The sequence below is a fragment of the Bradyrhizobium liaoningense genome, assembly GCF_018130955.1.
In the GTDB taxonomy this organism is placed as follows: domain Bacteria; phylum Pseudomonadota; class Alphaproteobacteria; order Rhizobiales; family Xanthobacteraceae; genus Bradyrhizobium; species Bradyrhizobium liaoningense_C.
Map to the genome: position 1 here is coordinate 132,721 of NZ_JAFCJM010000011.1, position 20,849 is coordinate 153,569.

General features: G+C 66.4%; 18 protein-coding genes and 1 riboswitch. Of the genes, 11 read left to right on the top strand and 7 right to left on the bottom strand.

The genetic code is table 11. The features are described 5' to 3' along the window. Positions 1-24 precede the first annotated feature (24 nt). Positions 25-762, bottom strand: a complete 738-nt coding sequence (gene hutC / locus JQ632_RS12180; protein ID WP_212402556.1) for a histidine utilization repressor — start codon at positions 760-762, stop codon at positions 25-27. Beyond that, positions 759-2,117, bottom strand: a complete 1,359-nt coding sequence (locus JQ632_RS12185) for a formimidoylglutamate deiminase (protein ID WP_212402557.1) — start codon at positions 2,115-2,117, stop codon at positions 759-761. Before JQ632_RS12185 ends, hutC begins: the two co-directional genes overlap by 4 nt. 82 nt (positions 2,118-2,199) lie before the next feature. Between JQ632_RS12185 and hutI the strand changes: the two genes are divergently transcribed. From hutI to JQ632_RS12205, 4 genes are read left to right on the top strand one after another with little or no spacing between them, the layout of a single operon-like run. Beyond that, positions 2,200-3,414, top strand: coding sequence for an imidazolonepropionase (gene hutI, locus JQ632_RS12190; RefSeq protein ID WP_212402558.1), 1,215 nt, complete (start codon positions 2,200-2,202; stop codon positions 3,412-3,414). Then, on the top strand, positions 3,411-4,985 hold the full coding sequence (gene hutH, locus JQ632_RS12195; protein ID WP_212402559.1) for a histidine ammonia-lyase: 1,575 nt from the start codon (positions 3,411-3,413) through the stop codon (positions 4,983-4,985). The genes hutI and hutH overlap by 4 nt, the downstream gene beginning before the upstream one ends. After that, the gene (gene hutU, locus JQ632_RS12200) at positions 4,982-6,652 is read left to right on the top strand and encodes a urocanate hydratase (RefSeq protein WP_212402560.1); all 1,671 of its coding nucleotides are present in this window, start codon (positions 4,982-4,984) and stop codon (positions 6,650-6,652) included. Before hutH ends, hutU begins: the two co-directional genes overlap by 4 nt. Positions 6,653-6,711: 59 nt before the next feature. Continuing rightward, positions 6,712-7,995: a cystathionine gamma-synthase family protein gene (locus JQ632_RS12205; protein WP_212402561.1), complete on the top strand. Its 1,284-nt coding sequence runs from the start codon at positions 6,712-6,714 to the stop codon at positions 7,993-7,995. Here the strand turns inward: JQ632_RS12205 and bluB are convergent. From bluB to cobU, 3 genes are read right to left on the bottom strand one after another with little or no spacing between them, the layout of a single operon-like run. Then, positions 7,992-8,624, bottom strand: a complete 633-nt coding sequence (gene bluB / locus JQ632_RS12210; RefSeq protein ID WP_212402562.1) for a 5,6-dimethylbenzimidazole synthase — start codon at positions 8,622-8,624, stop codon at positions 7,992-7,994. The genes JQ632_RS12205 and bluB overlap by 4 nt on opposite strands. After that, positions 8,624-9,406 carry an adenosylcobinamide-GDP ribazoletransferase gene (gene cobS, locus JQ632_RS12215; RefSeq protein WP_409363479.1) on the bottom strand — a complete coding sequence of 261 codons (783 nt, stop codon included), beginning with the start codon at positions 9,404-9,406 and terminating at the stop codon, positions 8,624-8,626. The genes bluB and cobS overlap by 1 nt, the downstream gene beginning before the upstream one ends. Then, positions 9,403-9,906 (bottom strand): bifunctional adenosylcobinamide kinase/adenosylcobinamide-phosphate guanylyltransferase, encoded by a 504-nt coding sequence (gene cobU, locus JQ632_RS12220; RefSeq protein ID WP_212402564.1) that lies wholly within the window; start codon positions 9,904-9,906, stop codon positions 9,403-9,405. The genes cobS and cobU overlap by 4 nt, the downstream gene beginning before the upstream one ends. 128 nt (positions 9,907-10,034) lie before the next feature. Between cobU and cbiB the strand changes: the two genes are divergently transcribed. Next, positions 10,035-10,976, top strand: a complete 942-nt coding sequence (cbiB, locus tag JQ632_RS12225; protein ID WP_312015599.1) for an adenosylcobinamide-phosphate synthase CbiB — start codon at positions 10,035-10,037, stop codon at positions 10,974-10,976. An 11-nt stretch (positions 10,977-10,987) separates the two neighbouring features. Continuing rightward, entirely contained in the window at positions 10,988-11,953 is a 966-nt protein-coding gene (gene cobD, locus JQ632_RS12230; RefSeq protein WP_212402603.1) for a threonine-phosphate decarboxylase CobD, read from the top strand. 2 nt (positions 11,954-11,955) lie between these two features. Here the strand turns inward: cobD and JQ632_RS12235 are convergent, their stop codons facing one another. After that, the gene (locus JQ632_RS12235) at positions 11,956-13,404 is read right to left on the bottom strand and encodes a cobyric acid synthase (RefSeq protein WP_212402565.1); all 1,449 of its coding nucleotides are present in this window, start codon (positions 13,402-13,404) and stop codon (positions 11,956-11,958) included. Between the two features lie 11 nt (positions 13,405-13,415). Then, on the bottom strand, positions 13,416-14,057 hold the full coding sequence (gene cobO, locus JQ632_RS12240) for a cob(I)yrinic acid a,c-diamide adenosyltransferase (RefSeq protein WP_409363480.1): 642 nt from the start codon (positions 14,055-14,057) through the stop codon (positions 13,416-13,418). A 42-nt stretch (positions 14,058-14,099) separates the two neighbouring features. Further along, positions 14,100-14,319, top strand: a riboswitch (cobalamin riboswitch). A 92-nt stretch (positions 14,320-14,411) separates the two neighbouring features. On the opposite strand from cobO, the gene JQ632_RS12245 reads away from it, so the two are divergent. The 5 genes from JQ632_RS12245 to JQ632_RS12265 are packed head-to-tail and all read left to right on the top strand — an operon-like array spanning position 14,412 to position 20,848. After that, on the top strand, positions 14,412-14,786 hold the full coding sequence (locus JQ632_RS12245) for a DUF1636 domain-containing protein (RefSeq protein WP_212402567.1): 375 nt from the start codon (positions 14,412-14,414) through the stop codon (positions 14,784-14,786). Next, entirely contained in the window at positions 14,783-15,817 is a 1,035-nt protein-coding gene (gene cobW / locus JQ632_RS12250) for a cobalamin biosynthesis protein CobW (RefSeq protein ID WP_212402568.1), read from the top strand. Before JQ632_RS12245 ends, cobW begins: the two co-directional genes overlap by 4 nt. After that, on the top strand, positions 15,817-19,062 hold the full coding sequence (gene cobN / locus JQ632_RS12255) for a cobaltochelatase subunit CobN (RefSeq protein ID WP_212402569.1): 3,246 nt from the start codon (positions 15,817-15,819) through the stop codon (positions 19,060-19,062). The genes cobW and cobN overlap by 1 nt, the downstream gene beginning before the upstream one ends. Beyond that, positions 19,059-20,219 carry a precorrin-3B synthase gene (gene cobG, locus JQ632_RS12260; protein ID WP_212402570.1) on the top strand — a complete coding sequence of 387 codons (1,161 nt, stop codon included), beginning with the start codon at positions 19,059-19,061 and terminating at the stop codon, positions 20,217-20,219. The genes cobN and cobG overlap by 4 nt, the downstream gene beginning before the upstream one ends. Further along, a complete protein-coding gene (locus JQ632_RS12265) occupies positions 20,219-20,848 on the top strand; it encodes a precorrin-8X methylmutase (protein ID WP_212402571.1) in 630 nt (209 codons plus the stop codon). Before cobG ends, JQ632_RS12265 begins: the two co-directional genes overlap by 1 nt. The last annotated feature ends 1 nt before the right edge of the window (position 20,849 follow it).

Sequence of the window (20,849 nt, forward strand, 5' to 3'; positions counted from 1 at the left end):
AATTGTGCCGCATGATCGCGTATCTCAGCCTCCCTTGAAGCGCGCGGTGAGGCGATGGGACTCACCGGGATAGAGCAGGCGCACGGCGGTGATCGTGCGCGCGCTGCGCCAGGTATGGCGGTCGACCACGAGGCATGGCGCACCGACGGGAATGTCGAGTGATGCCGCCGTGTGGTCATCTGCGACAATAGCGCTGATCGTGTGCTCGGCCTCGGTCCATGGGACATGATGAAGCAGCCAGGTGCCGGGTGGCTCGGCCGCAAAGTCGGCCTTGGCTGCGTCCGGCACGGATTCGAGATCGATTAGCCGGTCCTCGACGGCGAAGGGCACGTTGTCGGCGCTGTGGCGGCAGGCGATCGCGATCACCTTGCCGGCCTTGCGTACGCCGAGCCGTTCGCGGTCGGCGGCAGTGGCCGCGCGGCGTGTGCAGCGGATTAGCTCGTAGCCGTAGGCGCGCCCGAGCGCGGTGATCTCGGCGCGGATGTCCGCGATCTTGAGCACGGCCGACAAATGCTGCGGACGGCGCACGAAGGAGCCGGCGCGGCGGCGGCGCTCGATCAGATCGGCCTGCGCGAGCTCCGACAGCGCCTTGTTGACCGTCATGCGCGAGCAGCCGTAGCGCGCCATCAGCTGATGTTCGAAGGGGATGCGATGGCCGGGCGGCCACTCGCCGGTCAGGATGCGGCTCTCGATGTCCTGCCGGATCTTCTTGTAGAGCGTCGGTTTGTCAGCGGCCTTGTCGCGATCGAGGGTGAGGCTCATGCGACGAGCCTCCGCACCGTCGTTGCAAACTTTTCGCGCGCTTCGCCACGGAGCCGATGCTGTCCGCCTTCGACAAGCTTTTCGCCGCCCGCCCAGACGCAGTCGATCGCGCCGGCATGGGTGCCAAAGATCCAGCCGTCGAGCACGGCATCGCCGCGGCGTCCCGCCAGAGAGGGATGGTTCGCGTCGAGCGTGACGACGTCGGCACGCGCGCCGACCGCAAGTCCGACGACGGGCTGGGCAAGCGCCTGCGCGCCCCCGGCAAGCGCGCCATCGAGCAGGGCGCGGCCGGTCGAGACGCCGGGCCCGCCCGACAAGACGTTGCGTTCCCGGTGCTTCAGCCGTTGGCCGTATTCGAGCTGGCGCAACTCATCCGCGACGCCGACCAGCACATTGGAGTCGGTGCCGACGCCGAAGCGGCCGCCGGCGGCTACGAATTCCCGTGTCGGAAAGATGCCGTCGCCGAGGCTTGCTTCGGTGATGGGGCAGAGGCCCGCGACAGCGCCAGCCTCGGCAAACGCGGTGATCTCCGACGGCGTGGTGTGGGTCGCATGAATGAGGCACCAGCGCCGATCGACAGGCGCATGGTCAAGCAGCCATTCGACCGGCGGCTGACCCGACCAGGCGAGACAGTCCTCGACCTCCTGCGTCTGCTCAGCGGCGTGGATATGAACAGGTCCGCCGTCTGCGAGTGGAATGATTGCGGCGAGTTCGTCGGGCGTCACGGCGCGCAGGCTGTGTGGGGCGATCCCGATATTGGCGCCGCGCAACGTGCCGATAGCCTTGCGCGAGGCCGCCATCAGCTTCGCGAATTGATCGACCGAGCAGATGAAGCGGCGCTGGCCGGCATGCGGTGCTGCGCCGCCAAACGAGCCGTGCGCATAGAAGCTTGGCAGCAGCGTCAATCCGATACCGCTCGACGCGGCAGCGCGCGCGATGCGCGTCGCCATCTCTGCGATGTCGGCATAGAGCCTGCCGTCGTGGTCGTGATGGAGGTAATGGAATTCGCCGACGCGGGTAAAGCCCTGCTCGAGCATCTCGACATAGAGCAGGGTCGCGACGCTTTCCACGTCGTCCGGCGTCATCGCCAGCGCAAAACGGTACATCGTCTCACGCCAGGTCCAGAATGTATCGGCGCTGTCGCCGCGCGTTTCCGATAGTCCTGCCATGCCGCGCTGGAACGCATGGCTATGCAGGCTTGCGATTCCCGGAACCGCCAGCGCATGGCGTTCGTCACCGTGCTCCGGCGCCACGCCGACCGTGACTGCGGCAATGGTTCCGTCCGCGACTTCCAGCCGCACGTCGTCGGCCCAACCCGAGGGCAGCAGCGCGGATGTGAAATGCAGGCGCGTCATGTGTCAGCCGGCTGGACAGAACCTCGCCACGATTATATGTCTAGACATATAAGTCAAGCTTCCGGCACTTGGGGAAGACCGCATGGCAGAGCGCTTCGATCGGATCTGGCACAATGCCCGGCTCGCTTCGATGCGGCAGGATGCGGCTGATCTCGGTACCGTCGAGCACGGCGTGATCGCGGCGCGCGATGGCCGCATCGCCTTTGCCGGCCACCGGGCCGACTTCCCGACACATGCGGATGCGACCGAAAGGATCAATTGTGAGGGACGGTGGATCACGCCGGGTCTGGTCGATTGTCATACCCATCTCGTCTACGGCGGTAACCGTGCGCATGAGTTCGAGCTGCGGCTGAAGGGCGCAAGCTACGAGGAGATCGCGCGGGCGGGCGGCGGCATCGTCTCGACGGTTGCCGCGACGCGCAAGGCGAGCGAAGCCGAGCTCGTCGCGGGCGCGCTGCCGCGGCTCGACGCGCTGATCGCCGAAGGCGTCACGACGATCGAGATCAAGTCGGGCTATGGCCTCGACACGCAGACCGAGATGCGCCAGCTCGCGGCTGCGCGCACGCTTGGCCGGACGCGACCCGTTGCGGTCAAGACCTCGTTCCTTGGCGCGCACGCGCTACCGCCGGAAGCGGAGGGCGACAAGGACCGCTACATCGATCTCGTGTGCCGGGAGATGCTGCCCGCGGTGGCGAAAGCCGGCCTTGCCGACGCCATCGATGCCTTCATGGAGGGTATCGCCTTCTCCGGCGAGCAGACGGCCCGGGTCTTCGAGGTAGCAACGGCACTCGGCCTGCCGGTCAAGCTGCACGCGGATCAGCTCTCCAATCTCGGCGGCGCCGCGCTCGCCGCAAAATTCGCCGCGCTGTCGGCCGATCATCTCGAACACACCGACGCCGCCGGCGCTGCCGCGATGGCGAAAGCAGGCACTGTCGCTGTGCTGCTGCCCGGCGCGTTCTATTTCATCCGCGAGACCCAGAAGCCGCCGGTCGAGCTGTTCCGGATGCACGGCGTCAACATGGCGCTCGCGACCGACTGCAATCCCGGCTCGTCGCCCATGACCTCGCTGCTGCTCGCCATGAACATGGGCGCGACCCTGTTCCGCATGACCGTTGCCGAATGTCTTGCCGGCGTGACGCGGGAAGGCGCGCGGGCACTCGGCGTGCTGGCCGAGACCGGCACGCTCGAAGCCGGCAAATGGTGCGATCTCGCGATCTGGGAGATCGAGCGTCCCGCCGAGCTCGTCTACCGCATCGGTTTCAACCCGCTACACGCGCGGGTTTGGAGAGGGCAATGAACGCTTCGGACGCGCCGATTGTCGTCGTGCCCGGCAAGGTCGGGCTCGACGATTTTGCGCGTGTGCTTGCCGGCAGCTCCGTCGAACTCGATCCGGCCTTCTGGCCGCGGGTTGAGGCTGCCGCGCAGATCGTTGCGAAAGCGGCCCGCGCGGATGTTCCGGCCTACGGCATCAACACCGGCTTTGGCAAGCTGGCATCCACGCGTATCGCGCCCGACCAGACCGCGGCTCTCCAGCGCAATCTCATCGTCTCGCATTGCTGCGGCGTCGGGTCGCCGACGCCGGAGCCGATCGTGCGACTGATGATGGCGCTGAAGGTCGTTTCGCTCGGACGCGGTGCGTCAGGCGTGCGGCGTGAGGTCATCGAGCAGTTGCAGGCGATGCTGGCGCGCGGCGTTTGTCCGCTGGTGCCGCAGCAGGGTTCTGTCGGCGCCTCCGGCGATCTTGCGCCGCTTGCGCATATGACGGCCGTGATGATCGGGGAGGGGCAGGCGCTCGTCGACGGCGCGGCGGTTCCCGGGCGTGAGGCCCTGAGTGCCGTTGGCCTCACGCCGTTGACGCTCGGCCCGAAGGAAGGGCTCGCGCTGATCAACGGCACGCAATTCTCGACCGCCTATGCCATATCAGGCGTGCTGCGCGCCCATCGCCTGGCCTGTGCGACGCTTGTGACCGGCGCCCTGTCGGTCGATGCGGCCATGGCTTCGACGGCGCCGTTCCGCCCCGAGATTCACGCACTGCGCGGGCATGCCGGGCAGGGAGCCGCCGGCGCGACGTTGATGGCATTGCTTGAAGGAAGCGACATCAGGCAGTCGCATCTCGACGGCGACGAGCGTGTGCAGGACCCTTATTGCCTGCGCTGCCAGCCGCAGGTCGCAGGCGCCGCCCTTGATCTGATCACGCAGGCCGCGCGGACGCTGACGACCGAGGCCAATGCCGTCACCGACAATCCGCTGGTGCTGGTCGAGACCGGCGAGATTGTCTCGGGCGGTAATTTCCATGCCGAGCCGGTGGCCTTCGCGGCCGATCAGATCGCGCTGGCGCTCGCCGAGATCGGCGCGATCAGCGAGCGGCGCATTGCGACGCTGGTCGATCCCGCGCTCAATTTTGGCCTGCCGCCGTTCCTGACGCCGGAGCCCGGTCTCAACTCCGGATTCATGATTGCAGAGGTGACGGCCGCGGCCCTGTTCGCCGAGAACAAGCAGCGTGCGCTGGCGTGCTCGATCGATTCGACGCCGACCAGCGCCAACCAGGAAGACCACGTCTCCATGGCCGCGCATGCCGCGCGCCGCCTCGCCGACATGGCCGACAATCTCGCCACCATTTTGGGCATCGAGCTGCTCGTCGCGGCACAAGGCATCACGCTGCGCGCGCCGCATGCGACCAGCGCGCCGCTCGCCGCCGTCATTGCAAGACTGCGCGAACAGGTGCCGGCGCTGGGCGCCGATCGCTACATGGCGGACGACATCACGAAGGCCGCCGCGCTGGTCGACGCTGGCGCATTGCCCGCCGCCGCGCTGGCCGCATCGTCACACATTCTATTTCCGAGACTTGCCGAAGAGGGCCTTTCATGAGCCACCGACTGGACAATGACCGTGCGATCCGTGCCCCGCGCGGCAGCGAGATCAGTGCAAAAAGCTGGCTGACCGAAGCGCCGCTGCGCATGCTCATGAACAATCTCGATGCTGAGGTCGCCGAGCGTCCGAGCGAGCTCGTCGTCTATGGCGGCATTGGCCGCGCCGCGCGCGACTGGGAGAGCTTTGACCGCATCGTCTCTTCCTTACGCAAGCTCGAGGGTGACCAGACGCTGCTGGTGCAGTCCGGCAAGCCGGTCGGCATCTTCCGGACGCACGCGGATGCGCCGCGCGTCCTCATTGCGAACTCCAACATCGTGCCGCATTGGGCGACGCTCGATCATTTCAACGAGCTCGATCGCCAGGGCCTGATGATGTTCGGGCAGATGACCGCGGGCTCGTGGATCTATATCGGCAGCCAGGGCATCGTGCAGGGCACCTACGAGACCTTCGTCGAGGTCGGCCGGCGCCATTATGGCGGCAGTCTTGCCGGCAAATGGATTTTGACCGCCGGTCTCGGTGGCATGGGCGGCGCGCAGCCGCTCGCCGCGACGATGGCAGGCGCCTCGATGCTCGCCGTCGAATGCCAGCCGAGCCGCATCGAGATGCGGCTGCGCACCGGTTATCTCGATCGACAGGCGGCGACGCTCGACGAGGCGCTCGCGATCATGGCGGAGGCGGCGAAGACGCAAAAAGCCGTTTCGGTCGGCCTGCTCGGCAACGCCGCCGAGATTTTCCCTGAACTGGTGCGACGCGGCGTAAAGCCCGACATCGTCACCGACCAGACCAGTGCGCATGACCCAATCAACGGCTACTTGCCGAAGGGATGGACGCTCGCAGAATGGGAGACCAAGCGCGCCTCCGATCCGAAGGCGGTCGAGGCAGCGTCAAAACGCTCCATGGTCGATCACGTCCAGGCGATGCTGGATTTCCACGCGCAAGGGGTTCCGACGCTCGACTACGGCAACAACATCCGCCAGATGGCGAAGGACATGGGCCTCACCAACGCCTTCGACTTCCCCGGCTTCGTCCCAGCTTACATCCGTCCGTTGTTTTGCCGCGGCGTCGGCCCGTTCCGCTGGGCGGCGCTGTCGGGCGACCCCGAAGACATCTATCGCACCGATGCCAAGGTGAAGGAGCTGATGCCGCACGACAAGCATCTGCACAACTGGCTCGACATGGCGAAGGCGCGGATCAAGTTCCAGGGCCTGCCGGCGCGGATCTGCTGGGTCGGTCTCGGCGATCGTCATCGTCTCGGCCTCGCCTTCAACGAGATGGTCGCGGGTGGCGAATTGAAGGCACCGGTGGTGATCGGGCGCGATCACCTCGACAGCGGCTCGGTTGCCAGCCCGAATCGCGAGACCGAGGCGATGCGTGACGGATCGGACGCGGTGTCCGACTGGCCGCTGCTCAACGCACTGCTCAATTGCGCGAGCGGCGCGACCTGGGTGTCTTTGCATCACGGCGGCGGCGTTGGAATCGGCTATTCTCAGCACGCCGGCATGGTCATCGTCGCCGACGGCACGCCGGAGGCGGCGCGCCGCCTCGAACGCGTGTTGTGGAACGATCCGGCCACGGGCGTCATGCGCCATGCCGATGCCGGATATGAGACGGCCGTGGAATGCGCCCGCACCAGCGGGCTCGATCTGCCGAGTTTGGCGTTATAGCGACGGGACAGAGTCAAACCGCCGCTGGTTCGAGGTCCTTCAAGCCAAGGAGACACGCCGTGGTCAAACCGTTCCCGTCAAAAACCAAGATCGGCAATCACACGCTGCATCCGGAAACCCTGATGCTGAACTACGGCTACGATCCGCAATTGTCGGAAGGAGCCGTGAAGCCGCCGGTGTTCTTGACCTCGACCTTCGTGTTCCGGACCGCCGAGGACGGCAAGGATTTTTTCGATTTCGTCGCGGGCCGCCGCGAGCCGCCGGAAGGGATGGGCGCGGGCCTCGTCTATTCCCGCTTCAACCATCCCAACAGCGAGATCGTCGAGGACCGGCTCGCGATCTACGAACGCACGGAAGCCTGCGCGTTGTTCTCGTCGGGCATGTCGGCGATCTCGACGACGATCTTGGCGTTCACGCGACCCGGCGACGTGATCCTGCATTCGCAACCGCTCTATGGCGGCACGGAAACGCTGTTCACGAAGACGCTGGCAAATCTCAACATCGGCGCCGTGGGCTTTGCCGATGCCCTTGACGAGGCCGTCGTCACGGCGGCGGCCGAGGAGGCCATGCGCAAGGGGCGGGTGGCGATGATCTTCATCGAGACGCCGGCCAATCCGACCAACGGCCTGGTCGATATCGCGCTGACGCGCCGCGTCGCCGACATGATCGGCAAGACGCAGGGACACACGCCGATTATCGCTTGCGACAACACCTTGCTCGGGCCGGTGTTTCAGCGACCGATCGAGCACGGCGCGGACCTGTCGCTGTACTCTCTGACCAAATATGTCGGCGGCCATTCCGACCTGATCGCGGGAGCCGCGCTCGGCGCGAAGGCCGTGATGAAGGACGTCAAGGCGCTGCGCGGCGCCATCGGCACCCAGCTCGACCCGCATTCCTGCTGGATGATCAGCCGCTCGCTGGAGACGCTCAGCCTTCGCATGGAGAAGGCCGATCGCAATGCGCGGGTGGTGGCGGACTTTTTGCGCGACCATGCCAAGGTGGCAAAGGTCCACTATCTCGCGCATCACGATGTGACGTCGCCTGCCGGCCGTGTGTTCGCGAGGCAATGCAGCGGCGCGGGCTCGACCTTCTCGTTCGACATCGTCGGCGGGCGGCTTGCTGCGGAAAAATTCCTCAATTCGCTGCAAATCTTCAAGCTCGCGGTCAGCCTTGGCGGCACCGAGTCGCTGGCAAGCCTTCCCGCGACCATGACGCATTCCGGCGTTCCCGCCGACATCCGCAAGCGCATCGGTGTGCTCGATTCGACGATTCGCCTGTCGATCGGCATCGAGCATCCGTCCGACCTCGTCGCCGATATCGCGCAAGCCTTGACCGGAGTTTAGCGTCGGATCGTGAACTCAGCCGCCGGACGCCGATGCTCCCAGTCCGCGCGCTCGAGCTCGGGCCGGGCGCATTCCTCCTGCGGATAGCCGATGCAGAAATAGCCGATGAACTTCCAGGACGGCGGCACGTCGAGAATTGCGTGAATGCGCTCCGGGTTGAGGATCGAGACCCAGCCGAGCCCGATGCCTTCCGCGCGCGCCGCGAGCCACATCGCAGTGATCGCTGCGACCACGGAATATTCTGTCGTCTCCGGCATCGTCGCGCGCCCGAGGCCATGGCCGATATCGCTGGCCTTGTCGGCGAAGACCGCGAGATGAACCGGGGCCTCTGTAAGGCCTGAGAGCTTGAGCGCGGCATATCGCGCGGCGCGCTCGACCGAATAGGATGACAGGGCTTCGGCGTTGCACGCCTTGAAGTCTTCGATGACGGCTGTTCGTCGCGCGTCGTCCTCAATGAGGACGAACCGCCAGGGCTGGCTCAAGCCGACCGATGGCGACAGGCAGGCGATGTCGATCAGCCGCTCCAGCGCGCCTGCGGGCAGCGGATCGGGGCGGAAACGCCGGACGTCACGGCGCCAGATGAAGAGCTCGCGCAATTGTCGGCGAAAGCTGTCGTCGAACGCGGTCATCAGGGTTGCATGCTCGACTGAAAGATGGCGGCCGCCATGAGCAGGATGGCCGTCTCGGCAAGCTGCTCGAAAGCGCCGAGAATGTCACCGGTCTGCCCGCCAATCTGTTTGACGCAGAGCCGGGCCATCAATAGCCCGATCGCCACGAGCAGGACCACGGCCAGGATCGCTTTGCCCGGCCCAAAGCCGAGCGCGAGCACGAGGGCGCCGAGGCCGAGGGGAATGGCGGCGCTTTGCAAGGCCGGCTGACCGGCGCTGGCCGAAAGTCCATCCTTCCGCGCCGGCGGCACGAAAGCCGAAAAGGTCGGCAGCCCTGCGCGCGCAGCCGCGTGCGCGAGCAGCAGCGCGATCATCACCGAGCGCGGCGCGGCGATCGCGGCCAGCGCGCTCCAGCGCAAAATCATTGAGCTCAGCAGCGCGCAGGCGCCATAGGTCCCGATGCGGCTGTCGCGCATGATCTCCAGCTTGCGCTCGCGCGTGCGGCCGCCGCCCAATCCGTCGGCGGTGTCGGCAAGTCCGTCCTCGTGCAGCGCGCCGGTCACGACCATGGTGCTGGCAAGCGCCAGCATCGCGGCGGGGCCGGGCGTGACGCCGAGAGCATGGGCGATGCCATAGACGGCCGCACCAACGAGGCCGACAACCAGTCCCGCGACCGGCAGCGACCAGCTCGCCCGGGTCATCTCGCCATCTTCGACCGGCGTCGACGGACCTAGCGGGAGGATCGTGGCGAAGGAAACGCCGATCCGCAAATCCCTGACGAGTTGCTCGACTCTTGCCATCACTTGACCTTCATCGGCAGTCCCGCCACCACGAACTCGACCTCGTCGGCGACCTCGGCGAAGCGCTGGTTCAACAGGCCGGCCGCATCGCGAAAGGCGCGCGCCAGCGCATTGTCGGGCACGATGCCGAGCCCGACCTCATTGGTCACGAGAATGACGGGGCTGCGCTGGCGGCCGAGTGTTGCCGCGAGCAGGGCGGCCTCGTCCGACCAGTTGCGCCCGGCGTGGAGGAGGTTGGATAGCCACAGCGTCAGGCAATCGACGAGGCGGGCTCCGCCGCCATCCGTCTCGTCCAGCGCCTGCACGAGGTCGAGCGGGGCCTCGCGCTCGATCCAGTCGCTGCCGCGGCGCGCGCGGTGCTGGGCGATCCGCGCCTCCATCTCCGCGTCGAGCGCCTCGGCGGTCGCGATATAGACGGGCCGGCCGGGAAGCGTGCGGGCGCGCGCCTCCGCGCGCCGGCTCTTGCCGGACCGTGCGCCTCCCGTGATCAGGACAATCGCCATGCGGCCTCCGCTCAGATCCCGCACTAACCATCAATCGCCGGCAAAGACAAAGCCGAATTGTTCTCGCGGGGGCTTGCGCTGCGCGGCAATTCTTGCGCATCAGGGCGGGACGCAGCAGGAGAGGTGGCGTGGGTTTTGTCGGTGCGATGGCGGTGGCGATGATAGTGGACGCCCTGGTGGGCTGGCCCGCCGCGCTGTTTGCGAGGATCGGCCACCCCGTGACCTGGATCGGCGGGCTGATCGGCCGGCTTGATCGCAACTGGAACAGGTCCACCGATGCGCCCCTGATCCGTCGTATCGCCGGCCTTGCCGCCGCGCTGCTGGTGATTGCAGCTTGCGGAGGGCTTGGCTGGATCATGCAAGGCGTACTGCCAACGGGATGGGGCAGTGTCCTACTCATTGGGCTTCTCGCATGGCCGATGGTCGCACTGCGTTCGCTTTATGACCACGTCGACGCCGTGGCGGCGCCGCTGCAAGCTGATGACATCGATGCCGCGCGCGTCGCTGTTGCGCAGATCGTCGGCCGCGATCCTGCGTTGCTGGAGGAGGCAGGGATCGCGCGGGCGGCGATCGAAAGTCTCGCCGAGAATGCATCCGACGGCATTGTCGCCCCCGTGTTCTGGGGCGCACTGCTCGGTCTGCCAGGCATTTTTGGCTACAAGGCGATCAACACGCTGGATTCCATGATCGGCCATCGCTCCGAACGCCATCTCTATTTCGGCTGGGCGGCGGCGCGCATCGATGATGTCGCAAATTTCATCCCGGCGCGTCTGACCGGTTTCATCTTCGCGCTGGTGTCTCCGCGCCTCCCGGAGGCGGTGTCCTGCATGGTGCGCGACGCGAGCCGCCATCGTTCGGTCAATGCCGGCTGGCCGGAAGCCGCGATGGCCGGCGCGCTCGGCGTGCGCTTGAGTGGGCCGCGGAGTTATCATGGCCATGTGACGGACGAGCCCTGGCTCAACGAAACCGCGCGCGATCCGCAAGCCGCCGATCTCCGGCAGGGCTTGCGGCTTTATATCCGTGCGATGCTGGTGCTCGGCGGTTTGCTCGTCGCATTGGCGCTGGCATGACGGAGCGGATGATGCGCGAGCACGGCGGCAATCTCGACCAGGCAGTCCAGCGTTTTGGTGGGCGCGTGGAGGACTGGATCGACCTGTCCACCGGCATCAACCGGCAGCCTTATCCGGTCGGCGACATCGAGCCGCGATACTGGACCGCGCTGCCGTCGCGATCGGACCTTGAAGCGCTGCATGACGCGGCATGGCAGGCTTATGTAACCGAGGCTCCCATACTGGCGTTTGCCGGTGCCCAGGCAGCGATCCAGCTTCTGCCGCGCCTTGCGCCCCGCGCCCGGGCCCGCGTGCTCGCGCCGACATATAATGAGTATGCCGGTGCGCTCTCGGCCGCCGGCTGGGAAGTGACGGAAGTCTCCACGCTCGATGCGCTCGCCGGCGCGGACCTAGCGGTTGTCGTCAATCCCAACAATCCTGATGGCCGGCGCCATGACAAAGCGGCGCTGCTTGCGTTGCTGCCGCAGGTCGGCCGTCTCGTCATCGACGAAAGCTTTGCCGACGCGGTGCCGGAACTTTCGCTCGCCGCCGAGGCGGGACGGCCCGGTCTCCTGATCCTGCGCTCGTTCGGGAAGTTTTACGGCCTCGCGGGCCTGCGGCTCGGCTTCGTGCTTGGCGCAGAAGGTGACATCGCCGCGTTGTCGGCGATGGCGGGTCCTTGGCCGGTGTCCGGCGCAGCTATCGCTGTCGGCCGGAGCGCCTTGCGCGATTGCGAATGGGCCAAAGCGACGGCAAGGCGTCTCGAAGGCGATTGCCTGCGGCTCGACGCCGCCGTGACGTCGCAGGGATGGCGGCTCGTCGGCGGCACGTCCTTGTTTCGGCTCTACGACGCCGGCGATGCGATCGCTGCACAGGAGAATCTTGCGCTCGGACGCATCTGGTCGCGCGTTTTCAGCCAACGGCCGGGTTGGATAAGGCTGGGCTTGCCGGGCGACGAAGGCGAATGGTCGCGATTGACCGAAGCGTTGTCGCGTTGAGGTCAGCGCGCGAGCGCAAAGAGCCCTGTGACATCGAGATGGGCTTCGATGTGATCGGCGAGTGCGTCGAGCGCGTCCTCGACGCGCGCGCCGTAGCGCTGATCCGTGACGGGAATATCGAGCTGCGCGAGGAACGAACGACGGAACGCATCCGACGCAAACAGGCCATGCATATAGCTGCCATAGACGCGACCGTCGCGTGACACCGCGCCTTCCGGCTTGCCGTCGAGCAGGGCGAATGCGCGGCCGCGGTCAGGGCCCTCGGTTTGCCCGATATGGATCTCGTAGGCGTCGATCGGCTGCTTCGTTGCCGCATGCTGCGCGGTCACGCGGGTCAACGTTTTGTCTCCGGTCATAACAGTCGTCACATCCAGCAGCCCGAGCCCTTCTGTTTCGCCGGCGGGCCCCTCGATGCCGTCAGGATCGGCCACGTTGCGCCCGAGCATCTGGTAGCCGCCGCAGACGCCGAGCACGTGACCGCCGCGGCGGTGATGCGCGACGAGATCGATGTCCCAGCCTTGCGCACGCAAGAAGGCGAGATCACCGCGCGTCGATTTGGAGCCGGGAATGATGACGAGCCTGCAATCGCCGGGAATGGCTTCTCCCGGACGGACCATCACGAGGTCGACGCCGGGCTCGAGCTTGAGCGGATCGAGGTCGTCGAAATTCGCGATCCGCGACAGCGCGAGGAATGCGATCTTGCATTGGCCGGGTTTTCGCGCATCGGCAAGCCCAAGGGCATCCTCGGCCGGTAGCTCGATCGCACGGGTGAAATAGGGGAGCACGCCAAAACCCCGCCACGACGTCCTGGCCTCGATCGTCCGGTAGCCGTCATGGAACAGCGTGGGATCGCCGCGGAACTTGTTGATGACAAATCCCTGGATCATCGCGGCGTCGTCCGGATCGATCACGATCTTGATGCCGACGAGCTGCGCGATCACGCCGCCCCTGTCGATGTCGCCGATCAGGACCACGGGGACGTCGGCTCTTCGCGCAAAGCCCATGTTGGCGATGTCGGATTTGCGCAGGTTCACCTCGGCGGGGCTGCCGGCGCCTTCGACCAGCACGAGATCGGCGCGCTGCTTCAGTCTCTCAAAACTCTCCAGCACCGCGCCCATCAGCGACGGCTTGAGCGAGGCATATTCGCGGGCGCGGGCCGTCGCGATGCGCTTGCCGTGCACGATGATTTGCGCGCCAACATCGGTCTCCGGTTTCAGGAGAACCGGATTCATGTCGGTATGCGGCTCGACGCCGGCGGCGAGTGCCTGCAAGGCCTGCGCGCGGCCGATCTCGCCGCCGTCGATGGTCACGGCCGCATTGTTCGACATGTTCTGCGGCTTGAACGGGAGCACGCGCAGGCCGCGGCGCCGCGCAGCGCGCGCGAGGCCCGCGACGACGAGCGACTTGCCGACGTCGGAGCCGGCTCCCTGGATCATCAATGCGCGCGCCATCGAATTTTTCTTCAGAACTCGACGCCCGCCTGCGCCTTGATGCCGGAGCGGAAGGGATGTTTCACCAGTGTCATCTCGGTGACGAGGTCGGCGATCTCGATCAGCTCGTCCTTGGCGTTGCGTCCGGTGAGGACGACATGCGTCATCGGCGGCTTGTGCGCCTTCAGGAATTCGACGACCTCGGCAATCTCCAGATAGTCGTAGCGAAGCGCGATGTTGATCTCGTCGAGCACGACCATGCGCAGGTGCGGATCTGATATCAGCTCCTTCGCCTTCTCCCAGCCGGCCTTGGCGGCCGCGATATCGCGGGCACGGTCCTGCGTCTCCCAGGTAAAGCCTTCGCCCATCGCGTGGAACTGGCAGAGGTCGCCGAAATGTCCGGTGAGCAGGCGCCGCTCGCCGGTATCCCAGGCGCCCTTGACGAACTGCACGACCGCGCACGGAAAGCCATGCGCGACACAACGCACGATCATGCCGAAGGCGGAGGATGATTTTCCCTTGCCCGCGCCGGTGTGGACGATGATCAGGCCCTTCTCGCCGCTCTTGGTCGCCATGATCTTGTCGCGGGCGACCTTCTTCTTGGCCATTTTCGCCGCGTGGCGCGCCTCGGAGACGGCGGTATCTGCGTCGTCGGCGGCATCCTGTTCAGACATCATCGGAGGTGATCCTTGGCTTGACAAGTTCGAGCCTTGGGCAAATGGTGGGGCTGTGTTGGTTCCTGTCCTACGACAGGCGAAGAGGGAATGCGATAGGCTCAAATCGCAAGATTGGGTCTGAAAAGCAGCCGCCCCCGCGACCGTGACCGGAGAGATGCCCAAAGCCACTGATCCCTGAGGGGGTTGGGAAGGCGGGGATCGAGGGACAAAACGTCCTGCTCCGCAAGCCGGGAGACCTGCCAGCGCAAATGTTTTGGACCGGCGGACGGGGTGTTCCGCGACGGGGAAGCGGACCCATGGCAAATTGGTTCGCACACCTCATCGCCTCCCCTGCTTTTTCCTGGAAGGGCGATGACTGTCACACTTCACGTCTGCATTACCTGCCGTGCCGGTCAGACGATCGGTGAAGGCGAGACCACGCCCGGCAAGCGCCTCCATGCCGCGATTCTCGACGCCGGCGTGCCCGACGGCGTCAGCGTGGTTCCCGTCGAATGCCTGTCCGCATGCAGCCAGGGCTGCTCGGTTGCGCTCAGCGCGCCCGGCCGCTGGTCCTATGTTTACGGCCGGTTGTCGGAGGTTCACGCGAAGGACGTGATTGCCGGTGCATCGGCCTATGCTGGGGCACAAGATGGCATCGTGCCGTGGCGCAGCCGCCCGGAAATCTTTCGCAAGCAATCGCTCGCCCGCATTCCACCCATTGCCGCAGTTCTAGAGGCCGCCGAATGAGCTCGCTCGCAAAAGTCCCCGTCACCGTCGTCACCGGCTTCCTCGGATCGGGCAAGACGACGCTGATCCGGCATCTCATCACCAACGCCAACGGCAAGAAGCTCGCGGTGCTCGTCAATGAGTTCGGCAGCGAAGGCGTCGACGGCGAGATCCTGAAATCCTGCGCCGATGCCGATTGCCCCGCGGAAAACATCGTCGAGCTCGCGAACGGCTGCATCTGCTGCACCGTGGCCGACGACTTCATTCCGGCGATGGAGCAACTGCTCGCGCGTCCCGTGAAGCCCGATCACATCGTGATCGAGACGTCGGGACTGGCGCTGCCAAAACCGCTGCTTAAAGCGTTCGACTGGCCGGAGATCAGGTCGCGCATCACGGTGGACGGCGTAATCGCGCTCGCCGACGCCGAAGCCGTTGCCGCCGGCCGCTTCGCGCCCGATCCGGATGCCGTCGAAGCGCAGCGCGCGGCTGACGAGAATCTCGATCACGAAACGCCGTTGTCGGAAGTTTTCGAGGACCAGATCGCCTGCGCCGACATCGTGCTGCTCACCAAGGCGGACCTTGCTGGTGTGTCCGGTCTCGAAGCCGCCAAGGCCGCGATCGAAGCCGAGATGCCCCGCCGGGTGCCGATGCTACCTGTTACCGAAGGCGTGGTCGATTTGCGCGTGATCCTGGGTCTCGAGGCAGCCGCGGAAGACGATCTCGCCGCACGGCCGTCGCATCACGACGGTGAAGACGAGCACGAGCATAATGATTTCAACTCCGTCGTGATCGACCTTCCCGAAGTCGTCGACGTCGATGCGCTGGTTGCTTCCGTGCAGCGGCTCGCGCGCGAGCAGAACGTGCTGCGGGCCAAGGGCTATATCGCGGTCGAGGGCAAACCGATGCGGCTCCTGCTGCAGTCGGTCGGCGAACGCGTTAGACATCAGTTCGATCGTCCCTGGGGTACCCGCGCGCGGCAATCAAGACTGGTCGTGATCGGCGAGCACGGCGATATCGACGAGGCTGCGATCAAGGCGGGACTTGGTCTCTGATGCACGTCGTCTTCCGCGAGAGCCGCGGTCTGGAGGAGACCGAAACGCCACGGGACATCGGCCAGGATGCGGCCGACCTCGTGGTGCTCTCGTTTTCGGATAGCGATCTTGCAGCCTTTGCCGCAGGCTGGCGGCGCGGGCGGGACAGCCTGCCGTCATTGAGGCTCGCCAATCTCGCCGAGCTGCGCAATCCGCTGTCGGTCGATACCTACGTCGAGCGGACCCTGTCGCAGGCACACGGCATTCTCGTCCGGCTGATCGGCGGCGAGTCCTATTGGTCGTATGGGCTCGCGGCGCTGCATCGCCTGGCAAAGGATCGCAACATCGCGCTCGCCGTGCTGCCCGGGGATGGCCGCGACGACGAGCGGCTGGATGCGTTTTCGACGCTGCCGGTTTCGACGCTCAGGCGGCTCAAGGTACTCTGCGACAAGGGTGGGCCGGTCGCGGCGCAAGCTGCCATCGCGCAGTTCGCGCTGGCGTCCGGGCTTTATGCGGGACCGGTTGTCGGTGAATTGGATGTTCCCGAGATCGGTTTCTACGATCCGACCCGTGGTGTCGTGGCCCATCCACCATTCGACGGCCGGCCTCGCTCGCTCGTCACTTTTTACCGCTCCTATCTTACGGCCGCCGACACCGGACCTGTCGACGCGTTGATCGCAGCGCTGCGGCAAAAGGGTTTTGACGCCTACGGCGTCTTCGTCACCTCGCTGAAGGCGCCTGATGTGGCGGATTGGCTGCTCGCGCATGTCGAAGCGCATCCGCCGGCGGTCATCGTGAATGCCACCGCGTTCTCCGCTGTTGGCGATGACGGCAGGACGCCGTTTGACGTTGCATCCTGTCCGGTATTCCAGGTCGCGCTGTCCACGGCCCGCCGTGACGATTGGGCCGCCTCGCTGCGCGGTCTCTCGCCGGGTGATCTCGCGATGCATGTGGTGCTGCCCGAAGTGGACGGCCGTGTGTTCGCCGGCGTCGTGAGTTTCAAGTCGCCTGGCGCGCGCGATCCCGATTTGCAGTTTGCGCATCTTGCCCATCAGCCCGACGGCGAGCGTATCGGTGCGGTCGCGGCAAAGGTCGCCGCCTGGCATCGTCTTGCGACAAAACCAGCCGGCGAGAAGCGGCTCGCGGTCGTGCTCTCGAATTACCCGGGCCGCCCGCACCAGATTGCACACGCAGTCGGGCTCGATGCGCTCGCCTCGGTCGAGGCGCTGCTGGCAGATCTCGGCGAGGCCGGTTTCGAGGTCGAAGCAGCCGAGGTGCTCGGCGATGCCTTGTTGCGGCGGCAATTGACTTGGAGCGTCGCCGATTATCGTGCGGCGCTGACCCGCCTTCCGCGCCAGTTGCAGGACGATCTCGCCAGCGCCTGGGGCGCGCCTGAGGACGACCCGAGCTGTCGCAACGGCGAATTCCATTTTGCCGCGATCCGCTCCGGCAAGGCGCTCATCGCAGTCCAGCCGGAGCGCGGCGAAGTCGGACAGCACGATGCCGACTACCACGACCTCGCGCGCACGCCGCGTCACGGCTATGTCGCTTTCTATCTGTGGCTTCGGAAACAAGGCATCGACGCCGTCATCCACATGGGCGCGCATGGCACGCTCGAATGGCTGCCCGGCAAGTCCGTCGCGCTGTCGCCCGCGTGTTGGCCGGATGCGCTGATCGGCGATCTGCCAATCGTCTATCCCTTCATCGTTAACGATCCCGGTGAAGCGGCGCAGGCCAAGCGGCGGATCGGCGCCGTTACGATCGGCCATCTGCCGCCGCCATTGGTCGAGGCCGCCGTGCCGGAAGGCCTGCGCCGCCTGGAGCGGCTGCTCGACGAATATTCGACCGCCGACGGCCTCGATCCTGCGCGCCGCCAGCGATTGATCGCTGCGATCTGCGACGAAGCGCGCGCGGCAGGACTGGACGACGATCTCGGGCTTGCCGCCTCGAGCGCGCCTGCGGAGGCCATTCCACGGATCGATCGCTTCGTCTGCGATCTCAAGGAAAGCCAGTTCGGCGACGGCTTGCACGTGTTCGGCCGCGGCCCGTGCGGCGAGGCGGAGAAGGGCGCGCTGCTTGATGCGCTCGCCGGGCGTCGGGTCGCGCCGGGGCCGGCGGGCTCGCCCTATCGTGGCCGGCGCGATGTTCTGCCGACGGGGCGCAATCTGTTTGCCGTCGACCCGCGCGCAGTACCGACGCCGTCTGCGCATGCGCAGGGCATCAAGCTCGCGGAAGAGCTGATGCGCCGTCATTTGCAGGATCATGGTGACTGGCCAAAAGGGATCGTCGTCGATCTCTGGGGCTCCTCGACGATGCGCACGGCGGGCGAGGATTTTGCGATGGCCCTGCACCTGGCCGGCATTGCGCCGCGCTGGGACCACGGATCGGGGCGGGTGACAGGTTACGACATTATTGCGCCGGCCGAGCTCGGCCGTCCCCGCATCGACGTCACCCTGCGCGTCTCCGGCCTGTTCCGCGACGTCTTTGCCACGCTCGCGCAATTGTTCGAGGCTGCGGCTGAGGCACTGTCCGCGCGTGAGGAGGAAGGCGACGACAATCCGTACCGTCATCGCGCCGCGCGCGTGTTCGGGCCGCGTCCCGGACACTATGGTGTCGGCGCAGCGTCGGTGCCTGATGTCTTTACGCCGGAGTCGCGCGCCGCCGCCGGCGAAGCCTGGCTGTCGGCCTCGTCCTGGGCGTTCTCGTCGGACGGCGCGATACAGCCCGACCGTGCCGGCATCGAGGCAAGGCTCGCGTCGGCCGATACGTTCGTCCACACCCAGGACCTGCCGGAAACAGATTTGCTGCTGGCCGCCGACTATGCCGCGCACGAAGCCGGCATTGCCGCCGCTGCCGCGCGGCTCGGCACGGCCGCGCCGTCGCTCTATCACCTCGACGCCACGCACCCTGATCAGCCGCGGGCGCGCGCATTGTCCGAGGAGATTTCGCGCGTGGTGCGAGCGCGCGCGGCCAATCCCGCCTGGATCGCCGGCATGATGCGCCATGGTTTTCGCGGCGCCGCCGAGATCGCGGCGACGCTGGAGCACATGGCCGCGTTCGCGCATCTCGCCAATGCCGTGCCGCCGCATCTCTTCGATCTCTATTTTGACGCGACGCTCGGCAGCGACGACGTCCGCGCCTTCATGGCGCGGGAGAACCCGGCGGCGCTGGCCGCCATGGAGACCTGCTTCACCCGCCTGCACGAGGCTTCGCTCTGGAAGACGCGCCGCAATTCGATTGCGGCAGCGCTGCGGGAGGCCTCATGAGCGCGGTCGCGATCAAGGGCTGGTGTCCCGGTGCACTGCGTCCGATGCCCTCGGGCGACGGGCTCGTGGTCCGCGTTCGCCCTTATGGTGGCAGGCTGTCGGCGGCGCAGGCGGGGGGCATCGCCGATCTCGCCGAGCGCCACGGCAACGGCCTGATCGATCTGACCAGCCGTGCCAATCTTCAGATCCGCGGCGTCAATGATGACGAACATCAGCCTCTGCTCGACGGTCTTGCGCGATTGGAGTTACTCGATCCCGATCCAGGGACGGAGGGACGGCGCAATGTGCTGGTGACTCCGTTCTGGAGGGCGGGTGATGACACAAGTTCGCTGGCGGCCGAACTCGAACAAGCCCTTGCAGATTGCGCGCTCGATCTCCCGACCAAGTTTGGCTTTGCAGTTGATGATGGCACGGAGCGCACGCTTGCGGCCGCGTCGGCCGATGTGCGGATTGAGCGTGATCTTGGGGGCGGCCTTATCGTACGCACGGATGGTGCGGAGCTCGGTCGTCCGGTTTCGCGAGCGGACGCAGTCGAGACCGCGCTGGCGCTGGCAGAATGGTTCGTCACTTCAGGCGGCGCCAAGGGCGGGCGAGGGCGGATGGCGGCGCATTGTCGTGCCGGCGCACGATTGCCCGACGCACTGCGTGGCGATGCCGCGCCTGCAAAGATGATGGCTCTGGCGCTGCCCGGCCTTCATCCGCAGGGCGCGCTGGTCGGTGCGGCCTTCGGGCAACTGACGCCTTCCGCGCTTCGTTATCTCGCGGGGCTTGCGCCCGCGTTGCGCATGACGCCGTGGCGGATGATGCTGGTCGAAGGCTTGCGCGAGTTGCCCCGCCGTGACGACTTGATCACGCGGGCCGACGATCCGGCGCTGCGGGCGATCGCGTGTAGTGGAGCGCCGCGCTGCCGTGAGGCCCATGCTGATGTCCGTGTGCTGGCTGCCGCACTGGCGCCGCGCATTGCACCCGACGCGCATCTTCACGTCTCCGGCTGTGCCAAGGGCTGTGCGCTGTCTGGCCCTGCCTCGATCACGCTGGTTGCGACCGCTGCTGGATTTGATCTCATTCGCGATGGCTCGACACGTGACATCCCGACGCTGCGCGGGCTGAGCGCGGCCGACATCATGGCAAGCCCCTCGATCGTGGGAGGCCGCTGATGCCGCACATTTACGAAACCGACGGCGCCGCGATCTACCAAAAATCCTTTGCCACCATCCGGGCCGAAGCGGACCTCGGCCGCTTCACGCCCGACGAGGAGCCGGTGGTCGTGCGCATGATCCACGCCGCCGGCATGGTCGGGCTGGAGCCTCACATCCGTTTCACGCCTGACATGGTCGTGGCCGCGCGCGCGGCGTTGCAGAAGGGCGCGCCGATACTTTGCGATGCGCGCATGGTGTCGGAGGGGATCACGCGCGCGCGGCTGCCGGCCGGCAACGCCGTGATCTGCACGCTCGGTGACCCCGCCGTGCCCGATCTCGCAAAATCCATGGGCAACACCCGCTCCGCTGCCGCGCTCGAACTGTGGCGTCCGCGTCTTGCGGGCGCGATCGTCGCCATCGGCAATGCGCCGACGGCGCTGTTCCATCTGCTCAACATGCTGGAGGACAGCGACTGTCCACGGCCGGCGGCGATCATCGGCTGCCCCGTCGGTTTCGTCGGCGCGGCCGAGTCCAAGGCGGCATTGATGCAAAATCCGCCGGCGCCGGCGCTCACCGTCGAAGGGCGGCTCGGCGGCTCCGCGATCACAGTGGCCGCCGTGAACGCACTCGCGAGCCGGAGCGAATAGC